Genomic DNA, 19,306 nt, shown 5'->3' with positions numbered 1-19,306 from the left:
CGTGAGCACCCCCGAACTTCCCCTGATCGACCAGAACGACGGCGGCTGCGGCGACGACTGCGCCTGCGGCGACGGTGAGGAGACCGGCCTGGACCCGGCGCTGGCGCAGCTGCTGGCCGACGCCGGCCTGGACCCGATCGAGGTCGAGGACATCGCGCACATGGCGCTGTCGGAGGACCTGGACGGCGGTGTGGACGTGACGACGGTGGCGACCGTGCCGGAGGAGGCCGAGGCCGTCGCCGACTTCGTCGCGCGCGAGGACGGTGTCGTGGCCGGTCTGCGGATCGCCGAGGCCGTGTTCTCCGTGGTGTGCACGGAGGCCTTCGAGGTGGAGCGGCACGCGGAGGACGGTGACACGGTCACGGCAGGGCAGCTGCTGCTGTCCGTGCGCTCGCGCACCCGTGACCTGCTCACGGCGGAGCGCAGCGCGCTGAACATCATGTGCCGGCTGTCGGGCATCGCGACGGCCACCCGCCGCTGGGCCGACGTGCTGGAGGGCACCTCGGCGAAGGTCCGCGACACCCGCAAGACGACGCCGGGCCTGCGCTCGCTGGAGAAGTACGCGGTGCGCTGCGGCGGCGGCGTCAACCACCGGATGTCGCTCTCGGACGCGGCGCTGGTCAAGGACAACCACGTGGTGGCGGCGGGCGGTGTCGCGCAGGCGTTCAAGGCCGTGCGCGAGGCGTTCCCGGAGGTCCCGATCGAGGTCGAGGTCGACACGCTGGAGCAGATCGGCGAGGTCCTGGACGCCGGCGCCGACCTGATCCTGCTGGACAACTTCACGGTCGAGCAGACCTCCGAGGCCGTGGCCCTGGTCGCCGGCCGCGCGGTGCTGGAGTCCTCCGGCCGCCTGAACCTGGACACGGCCCGCGCGTACGCGGAGACCGGCGTGGACTACCTGGCGGTCGGCGCGCTGACCCACTCCTCGCCGATCCTGGACATCGGGCTCGATCTGCGCGAGGCGGTGTAACCCGTGCTCCTCACCATCGACGTGGGCAACACCCACACGGTCCTGGGCCTGTTCGACGGTGACGAGATCGTCGAGCACTGGCGCATCTCGACCGACCCGCAGCGCACGGCCGACGAGATGGCCGTGCTGATGCAGGGGCTGATGGGCATGCACCCGATGCTCGGCAGCGAGCTGGGCGACGGGATCCACGGCATCGCGATCTGCTCGGCGGTGCCGTCGGTCCTGCACGAGCTGCGCGAGGTGACCCGCCGCTACTACGGCGACGTACCCGCGGTGATCGTGGAACCGGGCACCAAGACGGGTGTGCCGATCCTCATGGACAACCCGAAGGAGGTCGGCGCGGACCGCATCGTGAACGCGGTCGCGGTGGTCGAGCTCTACGGGGGTCCGGCGATCGTGGTCGACCTCGGTACGGCGACCACCTTCGACGCGGTGTCGGCGCGGGGTGAGTACGTGGGCGGGGTGATCTCGCCGGGCATCGAGATCTCGATGGACGCGCTCGGCGTGCGGGGTGCCCAGCTGCGGAAGATCGAGCTGGCGCGGCCGCGCAACGTGATCGGGAAGTCCACGGTCGAGGCGATGCAGTCGGGCGTGGTCTACGGCTTCGCGGGACAGGTCGACGGGGTCGTGACCCGGATGGCGAAGGAGCTGGCCGGACCGCACGGGAACCCGGACGACGTGCGGGTCATCGCGACGGGCGGGCTGGCTCCGATGGTGCTGGGCGAGTCCTCGGTGATCGACGACCACGAGCCGTGGTTGACGCTCATCGGGCTGCGGCTGGTGTACCAGCGCAACGCGCCCAGTTTCGAGTAGAGGGGCGGCGGGGTCCCGGGCCGGTTCCGGCTCGGGCCCCCGCCGGATCAGCACGCCCGCGGGCGGACGAATATCCGGCGCAGGGCGGCACGCCAGGGGTGGCGGGCGGGTCTGCCGTCCATGACGGCTCTGGCCTGCTCGTACGTGCGCAGCGAGCGGAGCACGGCGACGTCGTCGCGGCCGGGCGGCGGAGGCATCGGGGCGCCCTGCTGGGAGGCCCGGTAGGTGTCGATCATGTACTGCTCGATGGCGGTCATGACTCAAGCCTCACCCCGTCGGCGGCATCCCGCACGACAGTTGACGTTCCCCGTCAATCGACGGCTCGAAAGCGCCTCCGCGGCCGGAAACGATCACTCGTCCGGCCGTCGTGCCGCGCCGCCGGCGGCCACCCGTACGGCGGGACGAAGGGACCCACCCCGACGTCGCCGGGGTGCGCGGAACGACAGAATGGCCTGATGAGCGTCACCATCGACATCGCAGGCCTGCCCACCGAGCGGATCACTTTCGCGCCGTCCCCGCTCGCCGAGCTCTGCATGGCCCTGCACGCGCTCTCCCAGCCCGCGCACCACCCGGGGCTGGCCTCCTGGACGACCGCCACCGCCGCCTCGCTCGATCCGTGCCTCGCGGACCGGCTGCTGGAGGCGGACTTCATGTGGCGCAGCTCGTTCTCCGACATCTTCATGCCGTTCGCCGGGCTGCCCGGCGGGACCGGCAGGCCGGCCGCGACGCTGGCCGAGGCGCTGGACGTACTGGACCGACTGGACGACGAGCGGTTCGTGCGGGCCGCGCTGGAGCAGTGCTGGCTGGCGCTCTACGACGAGGGCGGCCCGTCCTCCTCGCCCCTGGACAACCCGGCGGCGCGGGCCAAGGCGTTGGAGACGGCCGCCGCCCGCGGGCCGCGGCAGTTGGACTTCTCCATGCGGCTGCTCGACGACACGGCCTCGGTGCGGGTGTGGATGCGGCGTCTTCTGGAGGACTGCGACGAGGCCTTCTTCGCCGAGACGTGGAAGCGCGTGGAGCCGGGCCAGAGCGCCGACGCCCGACACAAGACGGAGGTGCTGCGCCGCAAGGGGCTGCCGACCGTGCTGAAGGAGGTCTCGGCGGCGCTGAGCGTCGACGCGGGCGGCACCACCATCACCGCCGACAAGATGGTCCACGGATCGACGACCGCGACCGACCCCCGAATAGGCGCCGGCCTGGTCTTCGTACCGACCAACTTCGGCTGGCCGCATCTGCTGGTGCTGCACGCGCCGGGCTGGCGGCCGGTGGTCCACTATCCGCTCGGCTCCCCCGAACTGAGCTCCGAGCCCGGCTCGGTGGAGCTGCTGCAGCGGCGGATGGAGGCGCTGGCGCATCCGATGCGGATGATGCTGTGCCGGAGTCTGGCCCGGGCCCCGTTCACGACGAGCGAGCTGGCGACCGTGTACGGGATCACCGCGCCGGAGGTGTCGCGGCATCTGGCCGTCCTGAGGAAGGCCGGTCTGATGCACACGCGGCGTCAGGGCCGGTACGCCCAGCACCAGTTGAACCTGCCGGCGGTCGCGCGCATCGGGTCGGACTTCATCGAGGGCATCCTTCGCTAGGACGAACCGTCGCGCGGTTGGCCTGATTCGGGCGGCCCAGATTCACCGATATACGGAATTCATAAACCGGAATCAGCGAAAACTCTGGCCATGGTGGCCACTTGCTGTCTAACGTGCGTCCACCGATCCCCCACGTAACGCACACCACTTACGCTCACGCGCTCCACCCAGCTCCGCCACGCTGTGCCTCGCTGTGCCCTGCTCCGCCCTGCCCTGCTCGCCTTTGCCGTGGAAGGACCTTCATGCCCTCACGCCGTATAGCCGCAGCAACCGCCGCCCTGGCAGCCGTAGCCCTCGTCTCACCGCTGCTGCTGGCCGGACCGGCCGGAGCCACCGGAAGTCCGCAGAGCGACGCCGCCCGGGGTGACGCGCTCGCCCGGAAGCTGGTCAAGGACGCGACCGGCAAGGGCGCCTACAACCACCTCAAGGTGCTCCAGTCGCTCGCCGACTACAACAACGGCAACCGCGCGGCCGGATCCAAGGGCCACGAGCAGTCGGCCAAGTACATCGAGGCGGTGATGAAGGCGGCCGGGTACAAGGTCACCCGCAACGAGTTCGACTTCGTCTTCGTCGAGACGATCGAGGAGAAGCTGACCGTGGGCGGCGCGAACGAGCGCGACGTCCCGATCCACCTGATGACCTACACGGCGAACTCCCCGGAGGGCGGTGTGACGGCCCAGGTCGCCGTCGCCCCGGTCGACGCGGACGGGACGAACGGCTGCGAGCCGGGCGACTTCGCCTCCGGCGCCTTCACCGGCAAGATCGCCCTGGTCAAGCGCGGCGGCTGCACCTTCGCGGTGAAGCAGCAGAACGCGGCGGACGCCGGCGCCGTCGGCGCGGTCATCTTCAACAACACCGCGGGCGCCCTCAACGGCACCCTCGGTGACCCGAACCTCGGCAAGATCCCGACGGGCGGCATCACCCAGGAGGACGGCGAGAAGCTCACCGCCGAGGCCGCCGCCGGTCCGGTCGAGCTCACCCTCGACATCCGTGAGCTGCGTGAGAACCGCAAGACCTTCAACGTCATCGCCGAGACCAAGGGCGGCGACGAGAACAACACCGTCTTCCTCGGCTCGCACCTCGACTCGGTCGCGGCCGGCCCGGGCATCAACGACAACGGCTCCGGCTCGGCGGGCATCCTCCAGGTCGCCCAGCGGCTCGCGAGCGAGCAGAAGAAGGTCAAGAACAAGGTCAAGTTCGCCTGGTGGTCCGCGGAGGAGTTCGGCCTGCTCGGCTCCGAGGCGTACGTCGCCGGACTGACGGACGAGCAGAAGAAGCAGATCAAGCTCTATCTGAACTTCGACATGATCGCCTCGCCGAACGCCGCCTACTTCGTCTACGACGGCGACGACTCGGACGCGACCGGCTCGGGCCCCGGCCCCACGGGCTCCGCCCAGTTGGAGAAGGGGATCAACGACTTCCTCGACTCCAAGAAGATCCCGCACGAGGGCACGGACTTCTCGGGCCGCTCGGACTACGGCCCCTTCATCGAGGTCGGCATCCCGTCCGGCGGTACCTTCACCGGCGCCGAGGGCATCAAGACCCCGGAGCAGGCCGCGAAGTTCGGCGGCCAGGCGGGCGTCGCCTACGACGTGAACTACCACGGCAAGGGTGACGACATCACCAACATCGACCAGAAGGCGCTCGACATCAACGTCGACGTCATCGCGGACGCGGTCGGCCACTACGCGCACGACCTGGCCCCGCTGTCGAAGCCGGTCGTCTCCCAGCCGACGGGCGGCACGGGCAGCGGCGGCGGCCTGCACCAGGGCCACGACGAGGTCACCCGCTAGGTGGTGAGCAGGTGAGACGGAGGGCCGGGATCCACCACTGGATCCCGGCCCTCCGCACGTCCGCCGGACACCCCTCGCCGGCGTCGAGTGCGGAGCCCGGACGCGTCGTGCGGCCGAAGAGGTGACCGTGGCGAACGCGACGCGCTCGACGTCACACCGCCGTGGCCCCCGGCCACGGCGGGGCCGGGACGCCGACCGGCTGGACCAGCCAGCCGAAGGCGCCCAGCCCGCCGCGGTCCGTGAGTTCCGCCGCCTCGCCGGCCGCGGACAAGGCCCGTACGTAGGCCACCGGGTCCGTCGAGGCCAGGGCCAGCGGGGGCCGGGCGCCCGAGACCCCGAGCGCCGCCAGGGCCGCGCGCTGGGTCAGCAGGACCGACCCCGGCCCGGCGCAGGAGTCCAGGGCCACGTGGGCGGTGACATCACACGAGCCGTCCGGCACCGGCGGGACCTCCCGGCCGCCGCGGAACCCGGTCAGGGTTCCGTACGGGGGGCGCGCGCCCCGGGTGTGGGCGTAGTCCACCGCCACCGCCAGGCCCCGCTCCAGGGTCCCGGCGGCGGCCGCCCAGGCCTCGTCGCGGGCCCGGCCGATCTCGGCACGGCCGCCGCCGGGCCACCACCGCTCCAGCCAGGCCCGGTCCGCGCCGTCCAACGGATCGCCCGCGCTCTCCGTACCGTCCGGGGCGACCAGCACGTAGTGCCCGCCCTCGGCGATCTCCAGCGGCACGTTGTCCAGCCACTCGTTGGCGAAGAGCAGGCCCGTCGTCCCTTCGGGCGGGGCCGCCACCCAGCGGATCCGCGGGTCGAGCCCGCCCGGCCGCTCCGCCCGTTCCACGGCGTACGGACGCACCCGCGCGGCCGTCTCCGGCTCCAGCGCGGCGAGCACCCCGGCCAGCAGCTCCCCCCGCCCGGCCCCGACGTCGACCAGGTCCAGCTGCGCCGGGTGCCCGAGCTCGGCGTCCACCCACCGCAGCAGCCGGGCCACGGCGGCGGCGTACGACGCGGAGGCGTGCACGGAGGTACGGAAGTGCCCGGCGGGTCCCGGCCCGCCGGGGCGCACGTAGAAGCCGTCGGGCCCGTACAGCGCGGCCTCCATCGCGTCGCGCCACCGGACCGGAGTCACCGTTTCACCCTGAGAGCTCACCGGACAAAGGCTATGCTTCCGTCCACCTAGGGGAGTACGCGCCGGGGCTCAGATTCGCACCTCTGGTTGACTCCAGCACCTATCCGCGTTCCCTACTCTGGGTTACGTGCAGCGCCTCTACGACTTCCTCCGCAGACACCCGACGGGCGTCGACAGCTTCTGGGCTGTCCTCCTCTTCGGGATCGGGATGCTGCAACTCGCCGAAGAGAATTCCGACGACACCACCGCTCGGCTGCTCGCCGTTCCCGCGGTGGTCGCGATGAGTGTCGTGGTGGCCCTGCGCCGCAAGTGGACACCGGCGATGTTCTGGCTGGCCGTCGGCGCCGGCGTCTACAAGCTGATCACCCACTCCGACGCGAATCCCGCCGACGTCGCGATGCTGATCATCCTGTACACGGTCGCGGCCTCCTCCGAGATCTCGCGCCGGATGTCCCGCATCGCGTTCGTCATCGGTTGCCTCGCCTCCCCCCTGTACGCCGTGCGCTTCGCGGTGGACCAGGGCAACCTGCGCGACAACGCACTCTCCGTACTCTTCGCGATCGTCCCGTTCGCCCTCGCCTGGGTGCTCGGCGACTCCCTGCGCACCCGCCGGGCCTACTACGACCAGCTCGTCGAGCGGAACCAGCGCCTGGAGAGCCAGCGCGAGGCCCAGGCCAAGGTGGCCGTGGCCGCCGAGCGCGCCCGGATCGCCCGCGAGCTGCACGACGTCGTCGCGCACAACGTCTCGGTGATGGTGGTCCAGGCGGACGGCGCGGCGTACGTCATGGACGCGGCTCCCGAACAGGCCAAGGAAGCCCTCCTGACCATCTCCGGCACCGGCCGCCAGGCGCTGGCCGAGATGCGGCGGCTGCTGGGCGTCCTGCGCACGGGCGAACCCCAGGAGTCCGAGGACTACGTGCCGCAGCCGGATGTCGAGCAGATCGAGGTCCTGGTCGAGCAGGTGCGGGCGGCGGGGCTCGCGGTGGACTTCGAGGTGGAGGGAGCGCCGCGCCGGCTGCCCAGCGGGGTCGAGCTGACGGCGTACCGCATCGTGCAGGAGGCGCTGACCAACACCCGCAAGCACGGCGGCCCCGACGCCAAGGCCAGCGTCCGGCTGGTCTACTTCGACGACGGGCTCGGCCTGCTGGTCGAGGACGACGGTCGGGGCGCCGCCCACGAGCTGTACGAGGACGGCGGCGCGGACGGCGCCGGGCACGGGCTGATCGGCATGCGCGAGCGGATCGGTATGGTCGGCGGAACCCTGGACGCGGGGCCTCGGCCCGGTGGCGGATTCCGGATCAGCGCACTGCTTCCCCTGAAGAAGAGATGACGAGGACGAGGTAACTGATGTCCATCCGCGTGATGCTGGTCGACGACCAGGTGCTGCTGCGCACCGGTTTCCGTATGGTGCTCGCCGCCCAGCCGGACATGGAGGTCGTCGCCGAGGCGGGCGACGGCCTGGAGGCGCTGGAGGTGCTGCGGGCCACGAAGGTGGACGTGGTGCTGATGGACGTCCGCATGCCCAAGCTGGACGGGGTGGAGGCGACGCGGCGGATCTGCGAGCCGGAGGAGCACCCGAAGGTGATCATCCTGACCACCTTCGACCTGGACGAGTACGCCTTCTCGGGGCTGAAGGCGGGCGCGAGCGGATTCATGCTGAAGGACGTCCCGCCGGGCGAGCTGCTGGCGGCCATCCGCTCGGTGCACAGCGGGGACGCGGTGGTGGCCCCGTCCACCACGCGGCGCCTGCTGGACCGCTTCGCGCCGATGCTGCCGACGACCACCGAGGAGCCGCGGAACAAGGAGATCGAGCGGCTGACGGAGCGCGAGCGCGAGGTCATGCTGCTGGTGGCGCAGGGTCTTTCGAACGGCGAGATCGCGGCCCGGCTGGTCCTGTCGGAGGCGACGGTGAAGACCCACGTGGGCCGGATCCTGACCAAGCTGGGGCTGCGCGACCGGGTCCAGGTCGTGGTCCTGGCCTACGAGACGGGCCTGGTCCGCGCGGGCGGCGGGGCCGGCTGAACGGCCTGGCGGTATGCGCCCGCCGGCCCGCGCGCCGCTCGGCCCCGCTGCCGTCGCCGCCCGCTACGCCCCCGGGTCCGGTGCCGTCATCCAGCGGTCCGGGCGGGCCGAGGCCCGCGAGGTGCGGGAGCGGGCGGCCTGGGCGTGCAGCAGGGTCGCGGCCTCCGGCTCCCGGCGGAGCCGGGCCGTGACCGTGCAGTTCGCGCCGGTGTCCACATGGACGTCGGCGACCCCGCGGGCGCGGGCCCAGGGGCCTTGCGTGAGGCGGACGCTCTGCACTTTGGCGTGCGGGACGACGTCCGTACGCAGGCACAGGCGGCCGTGTCGGGCGGCGAACACCTCCGGGGAGAGCGCCAGCGCGTAGCCCTTCCACCACACCGGGACCACCCAGCGGGACCCGGTCCGCGGGGAGCCCGAGTAGGACAGGGCCGCCAGGTCCACGCCGGGCAGCACCCGGGCGATCATGGCGAAGGCAGCGTCCTTGGCGGCCACGGGGATCAGGACCGTGTTGTTCGAGCCCGCCACCTTCAGCTCCACCCGGGCCAGGCCGCGCCGGCGCCACAGCAGCGGCTCCACGATCCGTACGCACTGCACGCGGCCCGGCGGCACGGTCTCGTGGGCCCGGTCCAGCAGTCCGTGGTCCAGGCGCAGCCCGTCCGGGGATTCGGCGACCCGCCAGTCGTACTCGGTGAGGAAGCGGCCGGCGGTGCCCGCCCAGACCGCACCGAGCATCGGGAGCACGGCGACGAGGGCCGCCCACGGGCTGGAGCTGAGCCACCACACGACGACCGGCACGGTCAGCCCGGGGACCAGCAGGGCCCAGACGCCGAGGTTGAGCAGCAGCGACACGACGATCTCGCGCGGGGTCACGCGCAGCAGCTCACGGTCGGGGGCCTCGCCGAGGCTGACGGCCTCCTCGGGGGCGAAGCCGGCCGCGCGGGCGAGCAGCTCGGCGCGCAACGCGACGGCCTCCTTCTCGCCGAGGAAGGCCAGCTGGTCCTTGTCCTCGGTGCCGATGACGTCGAGCCGGAGGCTGGCGACGCCGGTCAGCCGGGCCAGGAGGGGGCGGGTGACGTCCACGGCCTGGAGCCGGTCGAGGCGGATGTGCGCGGTGCGTCGGAAGAAGAGCCCGCTGCGGATGCGCAGTTCGGTGTCGGTGATGGCGTAGTGGGTGAACCACCAGCTCAGGAATCCGTAGGCGCCGAAGACCATGATCAGGCCCGCCACCGCGGCGACCCGCAGGAGGGCGGGCAGGTCGGCCACCCATCTCCCGGCCTGGTCGCCCTGCTGGGCGAGCACGCCGACGGTCGCGGCGATCGGCACCCAGGCGCGGCGCAGCGGGGTGAAGGGGTGCAGCCGACGCTCCACCGGGCCGCCCGCGGGCTCGGGCACGATCTCGGGCGCCGGCTCGGGTGCGGATTCGGGCGCGGTTTCGGGCGCGGTCGGTGCGTCGCGTCCCTCGGGGCGGGGGTCCGAGCCCGCCGGACCGGAGGTCACAGGCCCGCCGACCTTGCCTCGCCGAGGGCGGTGAGCCGGTCCCGCAACCGCTCCGCCTCGGCCGGTACCAGCCCGGGGATCTTGGCGTCGCTGGCCGCAGCGGCCGTGTGCAGTTGTACGGAGGCCAGGCCGAAGCGGCGCTCCAGCGGGCCGGAGGTGACCTCGACCAGTTGCATCCGCCCGTACGGCACCACGGTCTCCTCCCGCCACAGCACGCCCCGGCTGATCAGCAGGTCGTCCGCGCGCTCGGCGTAGCGCCAGGACCGCCAGTTCCGACCGAGGAGCACCCAGCCCCAGGCCAGGACCGCGAGCCAGATCGCACCGAGGGCCGCCCACGCCGGGCCGAGCGTCAGCCCCGGCACGACGGCGGTCACGACGGCGAGCAGCCCGGTCCATATCAGCAGCAGCGTCCGCCGCAGTGTGAGCAGCCCGCCGGGCAGCCCGACCCACGCGGGGCCGTCCGTCTCACCCATTGTCCCCGTTTCCATGCGCCCACCCTAGGGCTGAGACAATGCCCGCATGACGGAGACCACGGTCGGTATCGGCGGAGCGGCGGAGAGCACCGACATGGTGCTCAACATCGGCCCCCAGCACCCTTCCACGCACGGCGTGCTGCGCCTGCGCCTCGTCCTGGACGGCGAGCGGATCGTCAGTGCCGAACCGGTGGTCGGCTACATGCACCGCGGTGCGGAAAAACTCTTCGAGGCCCGCGACTACCGGCAGATCGTGATGCTCGCGAACCGCCACGACTGGCTGTCCGCGTTCTCGAACGAGCTGGGCGTGGTCATGGCCGTCGAGCGGATGCTCGGCATGGAGGTCCCCGAGCGGGCCGTGTGGATGCGGACGCTGCTGGCCGAGTTGAACCGGGTGCTGAACCACCTGATGTTCCTCGGCTCGTACCCCCTCGAACTGGGTGGAATCACCCCGATCTTCCACGCGTTCCGCGAGCGCGAGGAGCTCCAGGCCGTGATGGAGGAGATCTCCGGCGGCCGGATGCACTACATGTTCAACCGGGTCGGCGGCCTCAAGGAGGACCTCCCGGCCGGTTGGCTCGGCCGGGCCCGTGCCGCGATCGCCGACGTCCGGACCCGGATGGACGTCTACGACAAGCTGGTCCACGGGAACGAGATCTTCCGTGCCCGTACGCGCGGGGTCGGCGTCCTGTCCGCCGAGGCGGTGCACGCGTACGGGGTCTCGGGCCCGATCGCCCGCGCCTCCGGCGTCGACTTCGACCTGCGGCGCGACGAGCCGTACCTGGCCTACGGGGAACTCCAGGACGTCCTGAAGGTGGTCACCCGTACCGAGGGCGACTGCCTGGCCCGCTTCGAGTGCCTGCTGGACCAGACCCACAACGCGCTCGACCTGGCCGTGGCCTGCCTGGACCGGATGGACGACCTCCCGCCGGGGCCGATCAACCAGCGGCTGCCCAAGGTCCTGAAGGCGCCGGAGGGGCACACCTACGCCTGGACCGAGAACCCGCTCGGCATCAACGGCTACTACCTCGTCTCCAAGGGCGAGAAGACCCCGTACCGGCTGAAGCTGCGCAGCGCCTCGTACAACAACATCCAGGCGCTGGCGGTGCTGCTGCCGGGGCAGTTGGTCGCCGACATGGTGGCGATCCTGGGCTCGCTCTTCTTCGTGGTCGGAGACATCGACAAGTAGCCCCTCCCCCGACTCCGTGCCGGAAAATGCCGGATCTAGGGTAGATCCATGATCATCTCTGGCACATACGCCGCGTACCTGGGGCGGATCGGCATCACCGAACCCGGATCCCCCTCCGTGGAGGGGCTGTTCGCGCTCACGCGGGCCCATCTGGAGCGGATCCCGTTCGAGAACACCGAGATTCAGCTGGGCCGGCCGCCGGGCATCGACCCCGAGCTGTCCGCGCGCCGCATCGGCGCCGGGCGCGGCGGCTACTGCTTCCACCTCAACGGCGCCTTCGCGGCGCTGCTGGAGCACCTCGGGTACGACGTGACCCGCCACTTCGGGGGCATGTGCGCGGACCGCGACGCGCAGGAGGTGAGCGGCGACCACCTCACCCTGACCGTACGGATCGACGGGGAGAGCTACTTCGTGGACGTCGGCCTGGGCGACGGCCCGCCCGAGCCGCTGCCCCTGCGCGAGGGCCGCTACGAACGCGGTTTCCGGTACGGTCTGCGGCCGCTCGGGAGCGCGGACTCGCCCGACACGGGCTGGACCTTCCTCAACGAGGACTCGCCCTTCCCGGCGATGAACTTCCGCTCGGCCCCCGCGACCATGGCCGACTTCGAGGCCGAGCACCTGAGGCTGTCCACCGCCGAGGACTCCCCCTTCCTGCAGTCCTTCTTCATGCTGCGGCGCAACGCCGGGGTCATGAACCGCCTGCACGGCAGGATCCTGCTGACCCTCGACCCGCGGGGCGGGCGCGACCAGCGGGAACTGACCTCCTCGGAGGAGCTCTTCGAGGTCATGGCCACGGTCTTCGGGCGGGAGCTCGACGACCTGACGCCGGCGGACCGGGCGGCGCTGTGGGACCGGGTGCAGCGGGCGCACGAGGCGTGGCTGGCCTCCCAGCAGAGCTGATGTCGGTGCGGCAGGGCACACTGGGCGGCATGTCCCATTCTCCCCGCCGGGCCTGCCCTTCCTGCGGCCGCGACTGCGCCGTCACCGCCGGACGGATCGCCCGCCACGATCCGCCCTCCGGGCGGGGACGCGGCGACCTGGTGTCCTGCCCCGGATCCCGGGCGCGGGTGGTGTTGGGCGCCTCCGCGCCGACCCTGGACGGGTTCGTACTGTCCGAACACCCCGGGCAACTTCCGCTGTTCTGAGGAACCGGGCGACCGGGCGGGAAACCGAGTACGACGGGCCGCACGGGCTGAGTACCCGCGCGGATCACCGTACGACGGCCGCGCGGCACAGTGGCGGCATGACCTCGACGCCACAGCCCGCCACCGCCTCAGCGTCCCGGATCCGGTGGCACTCGGGGCTCGCCGCCCTGCTGTTCCTGCCCACCCTCCTCGTCGCGAAGATCCTCACGCTCGCCACCGACAAGGGCGGCCGTTGCTTCGTGAACGACACCGACTGCGTGCCGTTCCCGGCCGCCGCCTTCGGGGCGCTGCTCGCCGCCGTGGTGGTGTCCTTCGTCGTCGCGACGGCCGCGCCCGTGCGGGTGGGGCGGGTCGCCCTGGCCGCGCAACTGTCTCTGGAACTGGTGGCCTTCACGCTCGTCCTGGCCTTCCCCTGACCCCCCGGCCGGGCGGGGGTTAACCCCCTCGACCGCCGGGTGCCGCCCGGATGTCGGGCCGCCGCGCACGTCCGTAGCGTTCCCGGCATGACGATCACGCAGCACAGCAAGCAGCGGCGCCGGCAGTGGCTGAGGCGCGGCGCCGCGGCGGTGGCCCTCGCCGCCGTACTGGGTGGGGTCGCCGTCCCGGCGGCGATCGCCGCGCCCGCCGCACAGGCCGCGACGGCCTCCCCCGCCCGGGGCGGACTGCTCTCCGTCGTCCCGCTGGACACCCTCGACCGCGAGCAGGTCGTCGCCGAACTCGGCACCTTGGGCATCGACCCCGCGACCGTCCGGTACGGCGTGCGCGCCTACCGGCTGACCTACGCCACCGTGGACCCCCACGGCCGCCCCACCACCGCCACCGGGCTGCTCGTCCTGCCGCGCGGCGGCCCGCACCGCCTCGACCTGGTCTCCGACACCCACGGCACGGTCGCCACCCGCGACGACGCCCCGTCCGGTGGCCCCGGCTCCAACCGCCTCACCCCCTACCTGCACGCCTCCGCCGGTCGGGCCGTCGCCGCCCCCGACTACCTGGGTCTGGGCGGCGGCCCGGGCAGCCACCCGTACATGGACACCCGGTCCGCGGTCACGGCCTCGGTCGACATGCTGAAGGCCGCCCGCACCGCCGCCGACCGGCTGGGGCGCCCGGTCAGCGGGGACGTGTACGCCACCGGCTTCTCCCAAGGCGGTCAGGTGGCGATGGCCCTGGGCCGCGAGCTCTCCCGCGGGCGGGACGGCCTGCGGCTGCGGGCGCTGGCCCCGATGGCCGGGCCGCACGACCTGCTCGGCACCGAGTTCCCCGGGCTCACCGACGGCCGGGTCGATCCGCGCGTCGGTGTCTTCTACCTCTCGTACTTCCTGACGGCCCAGAACCGGCTCCACCCGCTGTACAAGGACCCCGCCGAGGTGTTCCGCGCGCCCTACGCACAGGCTGTGGAAGGCCTGTTCGACGGGAGCCACCCGGTGGAGGACATCGTGACCGCGCTCCCGGCGACGCCGCAGGAGCTGCTGACCCCGCAGTGGGCCGAGAACATCCGGAGCCCGCACGGCGCCCTGCTGGAGGCCGTCCGGGAGAACGACGGGGTCTGCGACTGGAAGCCCGCCGCCCCGGTACGCCTCTACGCGGGCGCGGGCGACACCGACGTCCCGATCGCCAACTCCCGCGCCTGCGCCGCCGACCTGGCCCGCAACGGGGTGCGGGCGAAGGTCGTGGACCAGGGCCCGGACGCCGACCACACGGCGACCGCGGTCCGCTCGGCACCGCAGGTGGTCCGCTGGTTCGACGCGATCCGCCAGGGCCGGACCGGCTAGGCGGTTCCAGGGCAGGGCCGCCGACCGGCGGGACGGCTGCCCGGTGACGGCCACGGCCCTGGAGACGGTCGGCCGCCTGCCGGAGCTCCGGGCGGCCTGCGCCCAGGCCTTCGCCGACCGGTAGCACCTCGGCGGGCCGGCACCTGGCCCGGCTGGTGGCCTCGTACCGGGACCGACCCCGTGGGCTAGGAGATGGCGGTGCGGAGCCGGACCACGTCGATCGGCTCGGTCTCGTCGTGGGCCGTCAGGTCGATGACCTGGCCCACCGCCCGGGTCTCGTCGGTCGCCGGCTTGAACTCCGGCTCGACCACGGCCTGGGCCGACTCGGCCTTGTGCACCGCGAGGGCCTCCGCGCCGACCACGTCGGCCAGGTCCTCGTTCTGCACCGCCTCGATCACCGCCCGGGCCTGCGCCGCGTTCTTGGTACCGAAGAAGTCGAAGCCGCCCTCGACGCGCGAGGCCGAACGCCGCTGGGCCGCGTACGGGGCCACCGCGGCCGCGGGGCGACGCGCGGGGAGCGCGGCGGCCGCGGGGGCGGGAGCGTGGCCACGACCGGGGCCGGACTCCGGGGACGACGGCCCCGCGGGCAGCGCCCGCGCCGCCTGGCGCCTGCGGGCCAGTGCCTCCAGGGCCGAGTGGGCCCGGGCGTAGCCGACCGCGGTGGGCGCGCCCGCCGAGGTGCGCTCCTCGGTGACGGCCGGAAGTTCCTTCGGCGCGGCCGGCGCCGCGGAGGCCTCGATGGCCAGCAGACGGCGGCCCTCCAGGGCGCTCGCCCGCTCGGTCTCGGCGGTCGCGTACCGCCGCAGCAGCGCCGCGTGCTCGCCGCGCAGGCCCGCCAGTTCGACCCGCTTGGCGCGCAGCTTGGCGTCGAGCCTGGCCCGCAGCACCCGGGCCTCTTCGAGGTCGGATTCGAGCTCGGCTATCCGCTCGTCGGTCCGCCACTCGTCCTTGACCCGCTCGCGCGCGAGTTCGGCGACGCGGCGGCCCGCCGAGCGGTCCCAGGCGCGCATGACGAGGGCGCCGGCGACCCCGGCGGCCGCCGTGACGGCCACGAGGAGCCGCAGCGCCATCGGTTCCGCCAGGAGCCAGGCCGCGCCGGCGCCGACGGCGGATACACCGGCCACGGTCGTCGGCGTGAGCAGCCGGTGCAGGGGTTCGGGATTGCGGTGGCGTCCACGGGGCATGGCCCGAAATTTACAGTGCATGGAGGTCGAGTGGGATACCCGCCCGGCAAACTCTTCCCGGGCAGTTGAGCACTTTTTTCCGTCGACCTCCGTGCGCGCTACTTCTTCAGCAGGCCCTTGGACTCCAGGTAGGCCTTCGCGACGTCGGCCGGCTTGGCGCGCTCGGCGTCCACCTTGCGGTTCAGATCGACCAGATCCGCCGTCGTGAGCGCCTTGGTCAGCTTGTCGAGCGCGGCCGCGACCTCCGGGGTTCCGGCGTCCTTGGTGTTGACCACCGGCAGGACGTTGTCGGCGTTCTGTAGCTTCTTGTCGTCCTCCAGCAGGACCAGGCCGAAGCTGTCGAGGGTGGCGTCGGTGGTCGTGGTGAGCACGAGCTGGTCGACGCCGTCCTTGACCGCCTGCTTGGCCTGCGGGGTGCCGACGCCCTTCGGGTCGATTCCGGAAACTTTAATTCCGTACGTCTTTGTCAACCCCGGTGCGCAGAAGGGCCGGACGTCGCATTCGTCGCCCGCCGCGATCTTGACCTCGAGACCGGACTTACCAAGATCGGAAAGCGTCTTCAGGTTGTTCTTCCGGGCGAATTCCTCGGTCACGGCGAATGCGTTCTGGTCGACCGCCTCGCCCGCGGCGAGCGCCTTCAGACCGAGCGGGGCCGCGAGCTTCTCCAGGCCCGCCACCGTCGCCGCGACGTCGCTGGAGGCGACCGGCTTCTCCTCGGGCGCCTTCGGCCCGTTGACCTTGGCGTTGAGGAACTCCGCGAGGGTGGCCGCGTACTCCGGGACGACGTCGATCTCGCCCTTCTCCAGCGAGGGCTCGTACAGCTCGCGATTGTTGACCGTCTTGACCGAGGTGTTGTAGCCGGCGTCCTTGAGGACCTGCGCGTACAGCTCGGCGAGCACGTTCGACTCGGTGAACCCGGCCGCGCCGATCACCAGGGCACCCTTGCCGCCGCCCGCGGCCGCGCCGGAGTCGGCGGCCGAGCCGCCGTCCTTGCTCTTCTCCAGGCTGTCGCCGCCGCACGCAGCCAGCGACACCGTCAGGGCCAGGGCGCCCAGGGACGCGCCGAGGACGCGCGTGGTCTTGGTCATGGAGGGACTCCGTTCGAGGCGAGGGACAGGAATCAGCGGGACGCCGCCGCCCGCGGCAGCAGCAGCCGGTCGACCGCCACCAGCGCGCCCTCCACCAGCAGGGCGAGTGCGGCCACCAGCAGGGCGCCCGCGACGACCTGCGGGGTGTTGTACGTGTTGAAGCCGGCGGTGATGATCCGGCCGAGCCCGCCCTGGCCGACCATGGCGGCGATCGTGGCCGTGGCGACGACCTGGACGGCGCCGGAGCGCAGCCCGGTCATCACCATGCCGCGCGCGAGCGGGAGTTCGACGCGCAGGAAGAGCTGGATCCCGGACATGCCCATGCCGCGGGCGGCCTCGACGACCGAGCGGTCCACCTCGCGCATGCCGACGTAGGCGTTGGTCAGCAGTGGCGGGACGGCGAAGAGCACGAGCGCGGCGATGGTGGGCACGTAGCCGGTGTTGCGCAGCGGGGAGACCATGAACAGCGCGAGCACGGCGAAGACGGGGACGGCCCGGCCGATGTTGGAGATGTTGATCGCGCGGGTGCCGCCCTTGCCGAGGTGCCCGAGGAAGAGGCCGATCGGCAGCGCCACCGCGCAGGCGATCGCGAGCGCGACCGCGCTGACGTACACGTGCTCGCCGAGCCGGTGCACGACACCGCTCTCCCCCGACCAGTTGGCGCCGTTCGCCAGCCAGTCCCAGGCCCCTCCGATGACGCCTCCCACGGTCTCAGGCCTCCTTCGCCGGAGCGGAAGCCGCGGCGGCCGAAGCGGCGCCCGACGCCTGAGTCGGAGCCGACGCCTGAGCCGACGCCGAAAACGCGGTCCGGCCCCCGGTACCTGCCCGGGTCCACGGGGTGAGCAGCCGCTGCACGCCGAGCAGCAGCAGGTCGGCCACGAGCGCCAGCAGCACGCACAGCACCGAGGCGGTGAGCACCTGGGCCTTGAAGGAGCTGTTCACGGCCGGGGCGATGAGGTTGCCGAGGCCGCCCTTGCCCACGATGGAGCCGACCGTCGTCAGCGCGACCGTCGAGACGGTGGCGATCCGTACGCCGGCGAGCAGCGCGGGCAGCGCGAGCGGCAGTTCGACCTGCCACAGCAGGCGCCCGGGGCCGTACCCCATGCCGCGCGCGGCTTCCCGTACGTCCTCGGGCACGGCCTCCAGGCCGGCCAGGACGTTGCGGACCAGGATCGTCAGCGAATACAGCACCAGCCCGGTCACCACCAGGGCGGCCGAGAGTCCGAAGACGGGCAGCAACAGGGAGAACATGGCGAGCGAGGGGATCGTGTAGAGGAGGGTGGTCAGGCCCAGGACGGGCGCCGCCCAGTGGCGGCCGCGCCGGGCCAGCAGCGCCAGCGGCACCGACACGGCGATGCCGATCAGGACCGACACGCCCGTGAGCCAGATGTGTTCGACCGTGGCGTCGGTCAGTTCCTGGGAGCGGGAGGTGACGTAGTCCCAGCAGATCCAGTCGTTCGCCACCAGGCAGTTCGGTGCCGCCATACCCCTCACCCCCCATCATTCGAACGTACGTCTTCACACTCACCCGTTACAGCGACCCTAACCCCCATCACCCTCAAGGGACGGAATCCTTCGCACCGAGGCAACACGCCCTTCACACATCGGCGGCCGGCGTGCGGAAAGATGGGCTTGTGATCCGATTCGAGCACGTGACCAAGCGCTACCCCGACGGGACGACAGCCGTCGAGGACCTGTCCTTCGAGGTGGCGGAGGGTGAGCTGGTCACGCTCGTGGGACCGTCGGGCTGCGGCAAGACGACCACGATGAAGATGGTCAACCGGCTCATCGACCCGACCTCCGGTCGGATCCTGCTGAACGGCGAGGACATCGCGGCCGCCGATCCGGTCGAGCTGCGCCGCCGGATCGGGTACGTCATCCAGCAGGTCGGGCTGTTCCCGCACAAGACGGTGCTGGAGAACACGGCGACCGTGCCGCAGCTGATCGGCACCCCCAGGGCCGAGGCCCGCGCCCGGGCGGCCGAGCTGCTCGAACTGGTCGGCCTGGACCCGTCCGTGTACGGGGGCCGGTACCCGGAGCAGCTGTCCGGCGGGCAGCGCCAGCGCGTCGGCGTGGCCCGCGCGCTCGCCGCCGATCCGCCGGTGCTGCTGATGGACGAGCCCTTCGGCGCGGTGGACCCCGTGGTGCGCGAACGCCTCCAGAACGAGTTCCTGGCCCTGCAGAAGACGGTGCGCAAGACCATCCTGCTGGTCACCCACGACCTGGAGGAGGCGATCCGGCTCGGCGACCGCATCGCGGTCTACGGCACGGGCACCATCGAGCAGTTCGCCCACCCGGCGGCGGTCCTCGGGGCGCCCGCCACCGAGTACGTGGCCTCCTTCGTCGGCGCCGACCGGGGGCTCAAGCGGCTCGCGGTCACCGCGGTCGAGGCGACCGATCTGGCGGAGGCGGAGGGGACGGCCCCGGCCGTGTCGGTGGAGCTGGGCGCGACGCTGCGCGACGCCCTCGCCGCCCTGCTGCAGGAGGACTCGGGGCGGATCGGGGTCACGGACCCGCGATCCGGCGCGCTGGTCGGCGTACTGACCCCGGAGGGCGTCCACCGGGCACTGCGCCGGGCCCAACTGCAGGAGGCCTGACCCCACGAACGACGGTGACCGGCCCCGTAGGGCCGGTCACAGGTACGTACGTCGGCGCCGGTC

20 protein-coding genes and 1 pseudogene are annotated in these 19,306 nt (G+C 72.4%); 13 read left to right on the top strand and 8 right to left on the bottom strand.

The window, feature by feature from the left end; genetic code table 11:
• Window position 1 precedes the first annotated feature (1 nt).
• On the top strand, window positions 2–970 hold the full coding sequence (nadC, locus tag ACGFYY_RS22605; RefSeq protein WP_365271179.1) for a carboxylating nicotinate-nucleotide diphosphorylase: 969 nt from the start codon (window positions 2–4) through the stop codon (window positions 968–970).
• A gap of 3 nt (window positions 971–973) precedes the next feature.
• Entirely contained in the window at window positions 974–1,783 is an 810-nt protein-coding gene (locus ACGFYY_RS22600) for a type III pantothenate kinase (protein ID WP_314242474.1), read from the top strand.
• Between the two features lie 47 nt (window positions 1,784–1,830).
• Here ACGFYY_RS22600 and ACGFYY_RS22595 read toward each other — a convergent pair whose 3' ends face one another.
• Window positions 1,831–2,040: a hypothetical protein gene (locus ACGFYY_RS22595; RefSeq protein ID WP_109778950.1), complete on the bottom strand. Its 210-nt coding sequence runs from the start codon at window positions 2,038–2,040 to the stop codon at window positions 1,831–1,833.
• Between the two features lie 198 nt (window positions 2,041–2,238).
• On the opposite strand from ACGFYY_RS22595, the gene ACGFYY_RS22590 reads away from it, so the two are divergent.
• Both ACGFYY_RS22590 and ACGFYY_RS22585 read left to right on the top strand, forming a co-directional pair.
• Window positions 2,239–3,366 carry a DUF5937 family protein gene (locus ACGFYY_RS22590; protein WP_393711749.1) on the top strand — a complete coding sequence of 376 codons (1,128 nt, stop codon included), beginning with the start codon at window positions 2,239–2,241 and terminating at the stop codon, window positions 3,364–3,366.
• Window positions 3,367–3,608: 242 nt separating this feature from the next.
• Window positions 3,609–5,159 (top strand): M28 family metallopeptidase, encoded by a 1,551-nt coding sequence (locus ACGFYY_RS22585; protein WP_365271138.1) that lies wholly within the window; start codon window positions 3,609–3,611, stop codon window positions 5,157–5,159.
• 151 nt (window positions 5,160–5,310) lie between these two features.
• Here the strand turns inward: ACGFYY_RS22585 and ACGFYY_RS22580 are convergent, their stop codons facing one another.
• Window positions 5,311–6,252: an SAM-dependent methyltransferase gene (locus tag ACGFYY_RS22580; protein ID WP_393711796.1), complete on the bottom strand. Its 942-nt coding sequence runs from the start codon at window positions 6,250–6,252 to the stop codon at window positions 5,311–5,313.
• Window positions 6,253–6,406: 154 nt separating this feature from the next.
• Between ACGFYY_RS22580 and ACGFYY_RS22575 the strand changes: the two genes are divergently transcribed.
• Entirely contained in the window at window positions 6,407–7,609 is a 1,203-nt protein-coding gene (locus ACGFYY_RS22575) for a sensor histidine kinase (protein WP_393711747.1), read from the top strand.
• A gap of 17 nt (window positions 7,610–7,626) precedes the next feature.
• A complete protein-coding gene (locus tag ACGFYY_RS22570; protein WP_365271150.1) occupies window positions 7,627–8,301 on the top strand; it encodes a response regulator transcription factor in 675 nt (224 codons plus the stop codon).
• Window positions 8,302–8,364: 63 nt separating this feature from the next.
• On the opposite strand, the gene ACGFYY_RS22565 is transcribed toward ACGFYY_RS22570, so the two are convergent.
• Window positions 8,365–9,798: a PH domain-containing protein gene (locus tag ACGFYY_RS22565; protein WP_393711744.1), complete on the bottom strand. Its 1,434-nt coding sequence runs from the start codon at window positions 9,796–9,798 to the stop codon at window positions 8,365–8,367.
• Window positions 9,795–10,286, bottom strand: coding sequence for a PH domain-containing protein (locus ACGFYY_RS22560; protein ID WP_365271153.1), 492 nt, complete (start codon window positions 10,284–10,286; stop codon window positions 9,795–9,797). Before ACGFYY_RS22560 ends, ACGFYY_RS22565 begins: the two co-directional genes overlap by 4 nt.
• A 31-nt stretch (window positions 10,287–10,317) precedes the next feature.
• Between ACGFYY_RS22560 and ACGFYY_RS22555 the strand changes: the two genes are divergently transcribed.
• From ACGFYY_RS22555 to ACGFYY_RS22530, 6 genes and pseudogenes are all read left to right on the top strand, one after another.
• On the top strand, window positions 10,318–11,460 hold the full coding sequence (locus tag ACGFYY_RS22555) for an NADH-quinone oxidoreductase subunit D (RefSeq protein ID WP_030727013.1): 1,143 nt from the start codon (window positions 10,318–10,320) through the stop codon (window positions 11,458–11,460).
• A gap of 48 nt (window positions 11,461–11,508) precedes the next feature.
• Entirely contained in the window at window positions 11,509–12,360 is an 852-nt protein-coding gene (locus ACGFYY_RS22550) for an arylamine N-acetyltransferase (protein WP_393711741.1), read from the top strand.
• A gap of 29 nt (window positions 12,361–12,389) precedes the next feature.
• Window positions 12,390–12,605 (top strand): hypothetical protein, encoded by a 216-nt coding sequence (locus ACGFYY_RS22545; RefSeq protein WP_030727007.1) that lies wholly within the window; start codon window positions 12,390–12,392, stop codon window positions 12,603–12,605.
• A 98-nt stretch (window positions 12,606–12,703) separates the two neighbouring features.
• Window positions 12,704–13,021, top strand: coding sequence for a hypothetical protein (locus ACGFYY_RS22540; protein ID WP_393711738.1), 318 nt, complete (start codon window positions 12,704–12,706; stop codon window positions 13,019–13,021).
• Window positions 13,022–13,108: 87 nt separating this feature from the next.
• Entirely contained in the window at window positions 13,109–14,374 is a 1,266-nt protein-coding gene (locus tag ACGFYY_RS22535; RefSeq protein WP_393711736.1) for an alpha/beta hydrolase family protein, read from the top strand.
• Between the two features lie 25 nt (window positions 14,375–14,399).
• Window positions 14,400–14,498, top strand: a pseudogene (locus tag ACGFYY_RS22530) (TetR/AcrR family transcriptional regulator); the annotation flags it as partial.
• 61 nt (window positions 14,499–14,559) lie between these two features.
• Here the strand turns inward: ACGFYY_RS22530 and ACGFYY_RS22525 are convergent.
• The 4 genes from ACGFYY_RS22525 to ACGFYY_RS22510 all read right to left on the bottom strand — a co-directional run bounded on the left by ACGFYY_RS22525 (window position 14,560) and on the right by ACGFYY_RS22510 (window position 18,131).
• The gene (locus ACGFYY_RS22525; RefSeq protein ID WP_393711734.1) at window positions 14,560–15,558 is read right to left on the bottom strand and encodes a hypothetical protein; all 999 of its coding nucleotides are present in this window, start codon (window positions 15,556–15,558) and stop codon (window positions 14,560–14,562) included.
• A gap of 98 nt (window positions 15,559–15,656) precedes the next feature.
• Window positions 15,657–16,646 (bottom strand): ABC transporter substrate-binding protein, encoded by a 990-nt coding sequence (locus tag ACGFYY_RS22520; RefSeq protein ID WP_365271188.1) that lies wholly within the window; start codon window positions 16,644–16,646, stop codon window positions 15,657–15,659.
• Between the two features lie 32 nt (window positions 16,647–16,678).
• Window positions 16,679–17,353 carry an ABC transporter permease gene (locus ACGFYY_RS22515; protein WP_393711732.1) on the bottom strand — a complete coding sequence of 225 codons (675 nt, stop codon included), beginning with the start codon at window positions 17,351–17,353 and terminating at the stop codon, window positions 16,679–16,681.
• Between the two features lie 4 nt (window positions 17,354–17,357).
• Window positions 17,358–18,131 carry an ABC transporter permease gene (locus tag ACGFYY_RS22510; protein WP_393711730.1) on the bottom strand — a complete coding sequence of 258 codons (774 nt, stop codon included), beginning with the start codon at window positions 18,129–18,131 and terminating at the stop codon, window positions 17,358–17,360.
• A 149-nt stretch (window positions 18,132–18,280) separates the two neighbouring features.
• Between ACGFYY_RS22510 and ACGFYY_RS22505 the strand changes: the two genes are divergently transcribed.
• Window positions 18,281–19,243, top strand: coding sequence for an ABC transporter ATP-binding protein (locus ACGFYY_RS22505; protein WP_393711728.1), 963 nt, complete (start codon window positions 18,281–18,283; stop codon window positions 19,241–19,243).
• Window positions 19,244–19,306: the final 63 nt, after the last annotated feature.

Origin of the sequence: Streptomyces sp. NPDC048331, assembly GCF_043201215.1 — a bacterium.
Taxonomy (GTDB): domain Bacteria; phylum Actinomycetota; class Actinomycetes; order Streptomycetales; family Streptomycetaceae; genus Streptomyces.
Note: the sequence above shows the minus strand (reverse complement) of the source record. Positions and strands in the feature narration are given on the sequence as shown.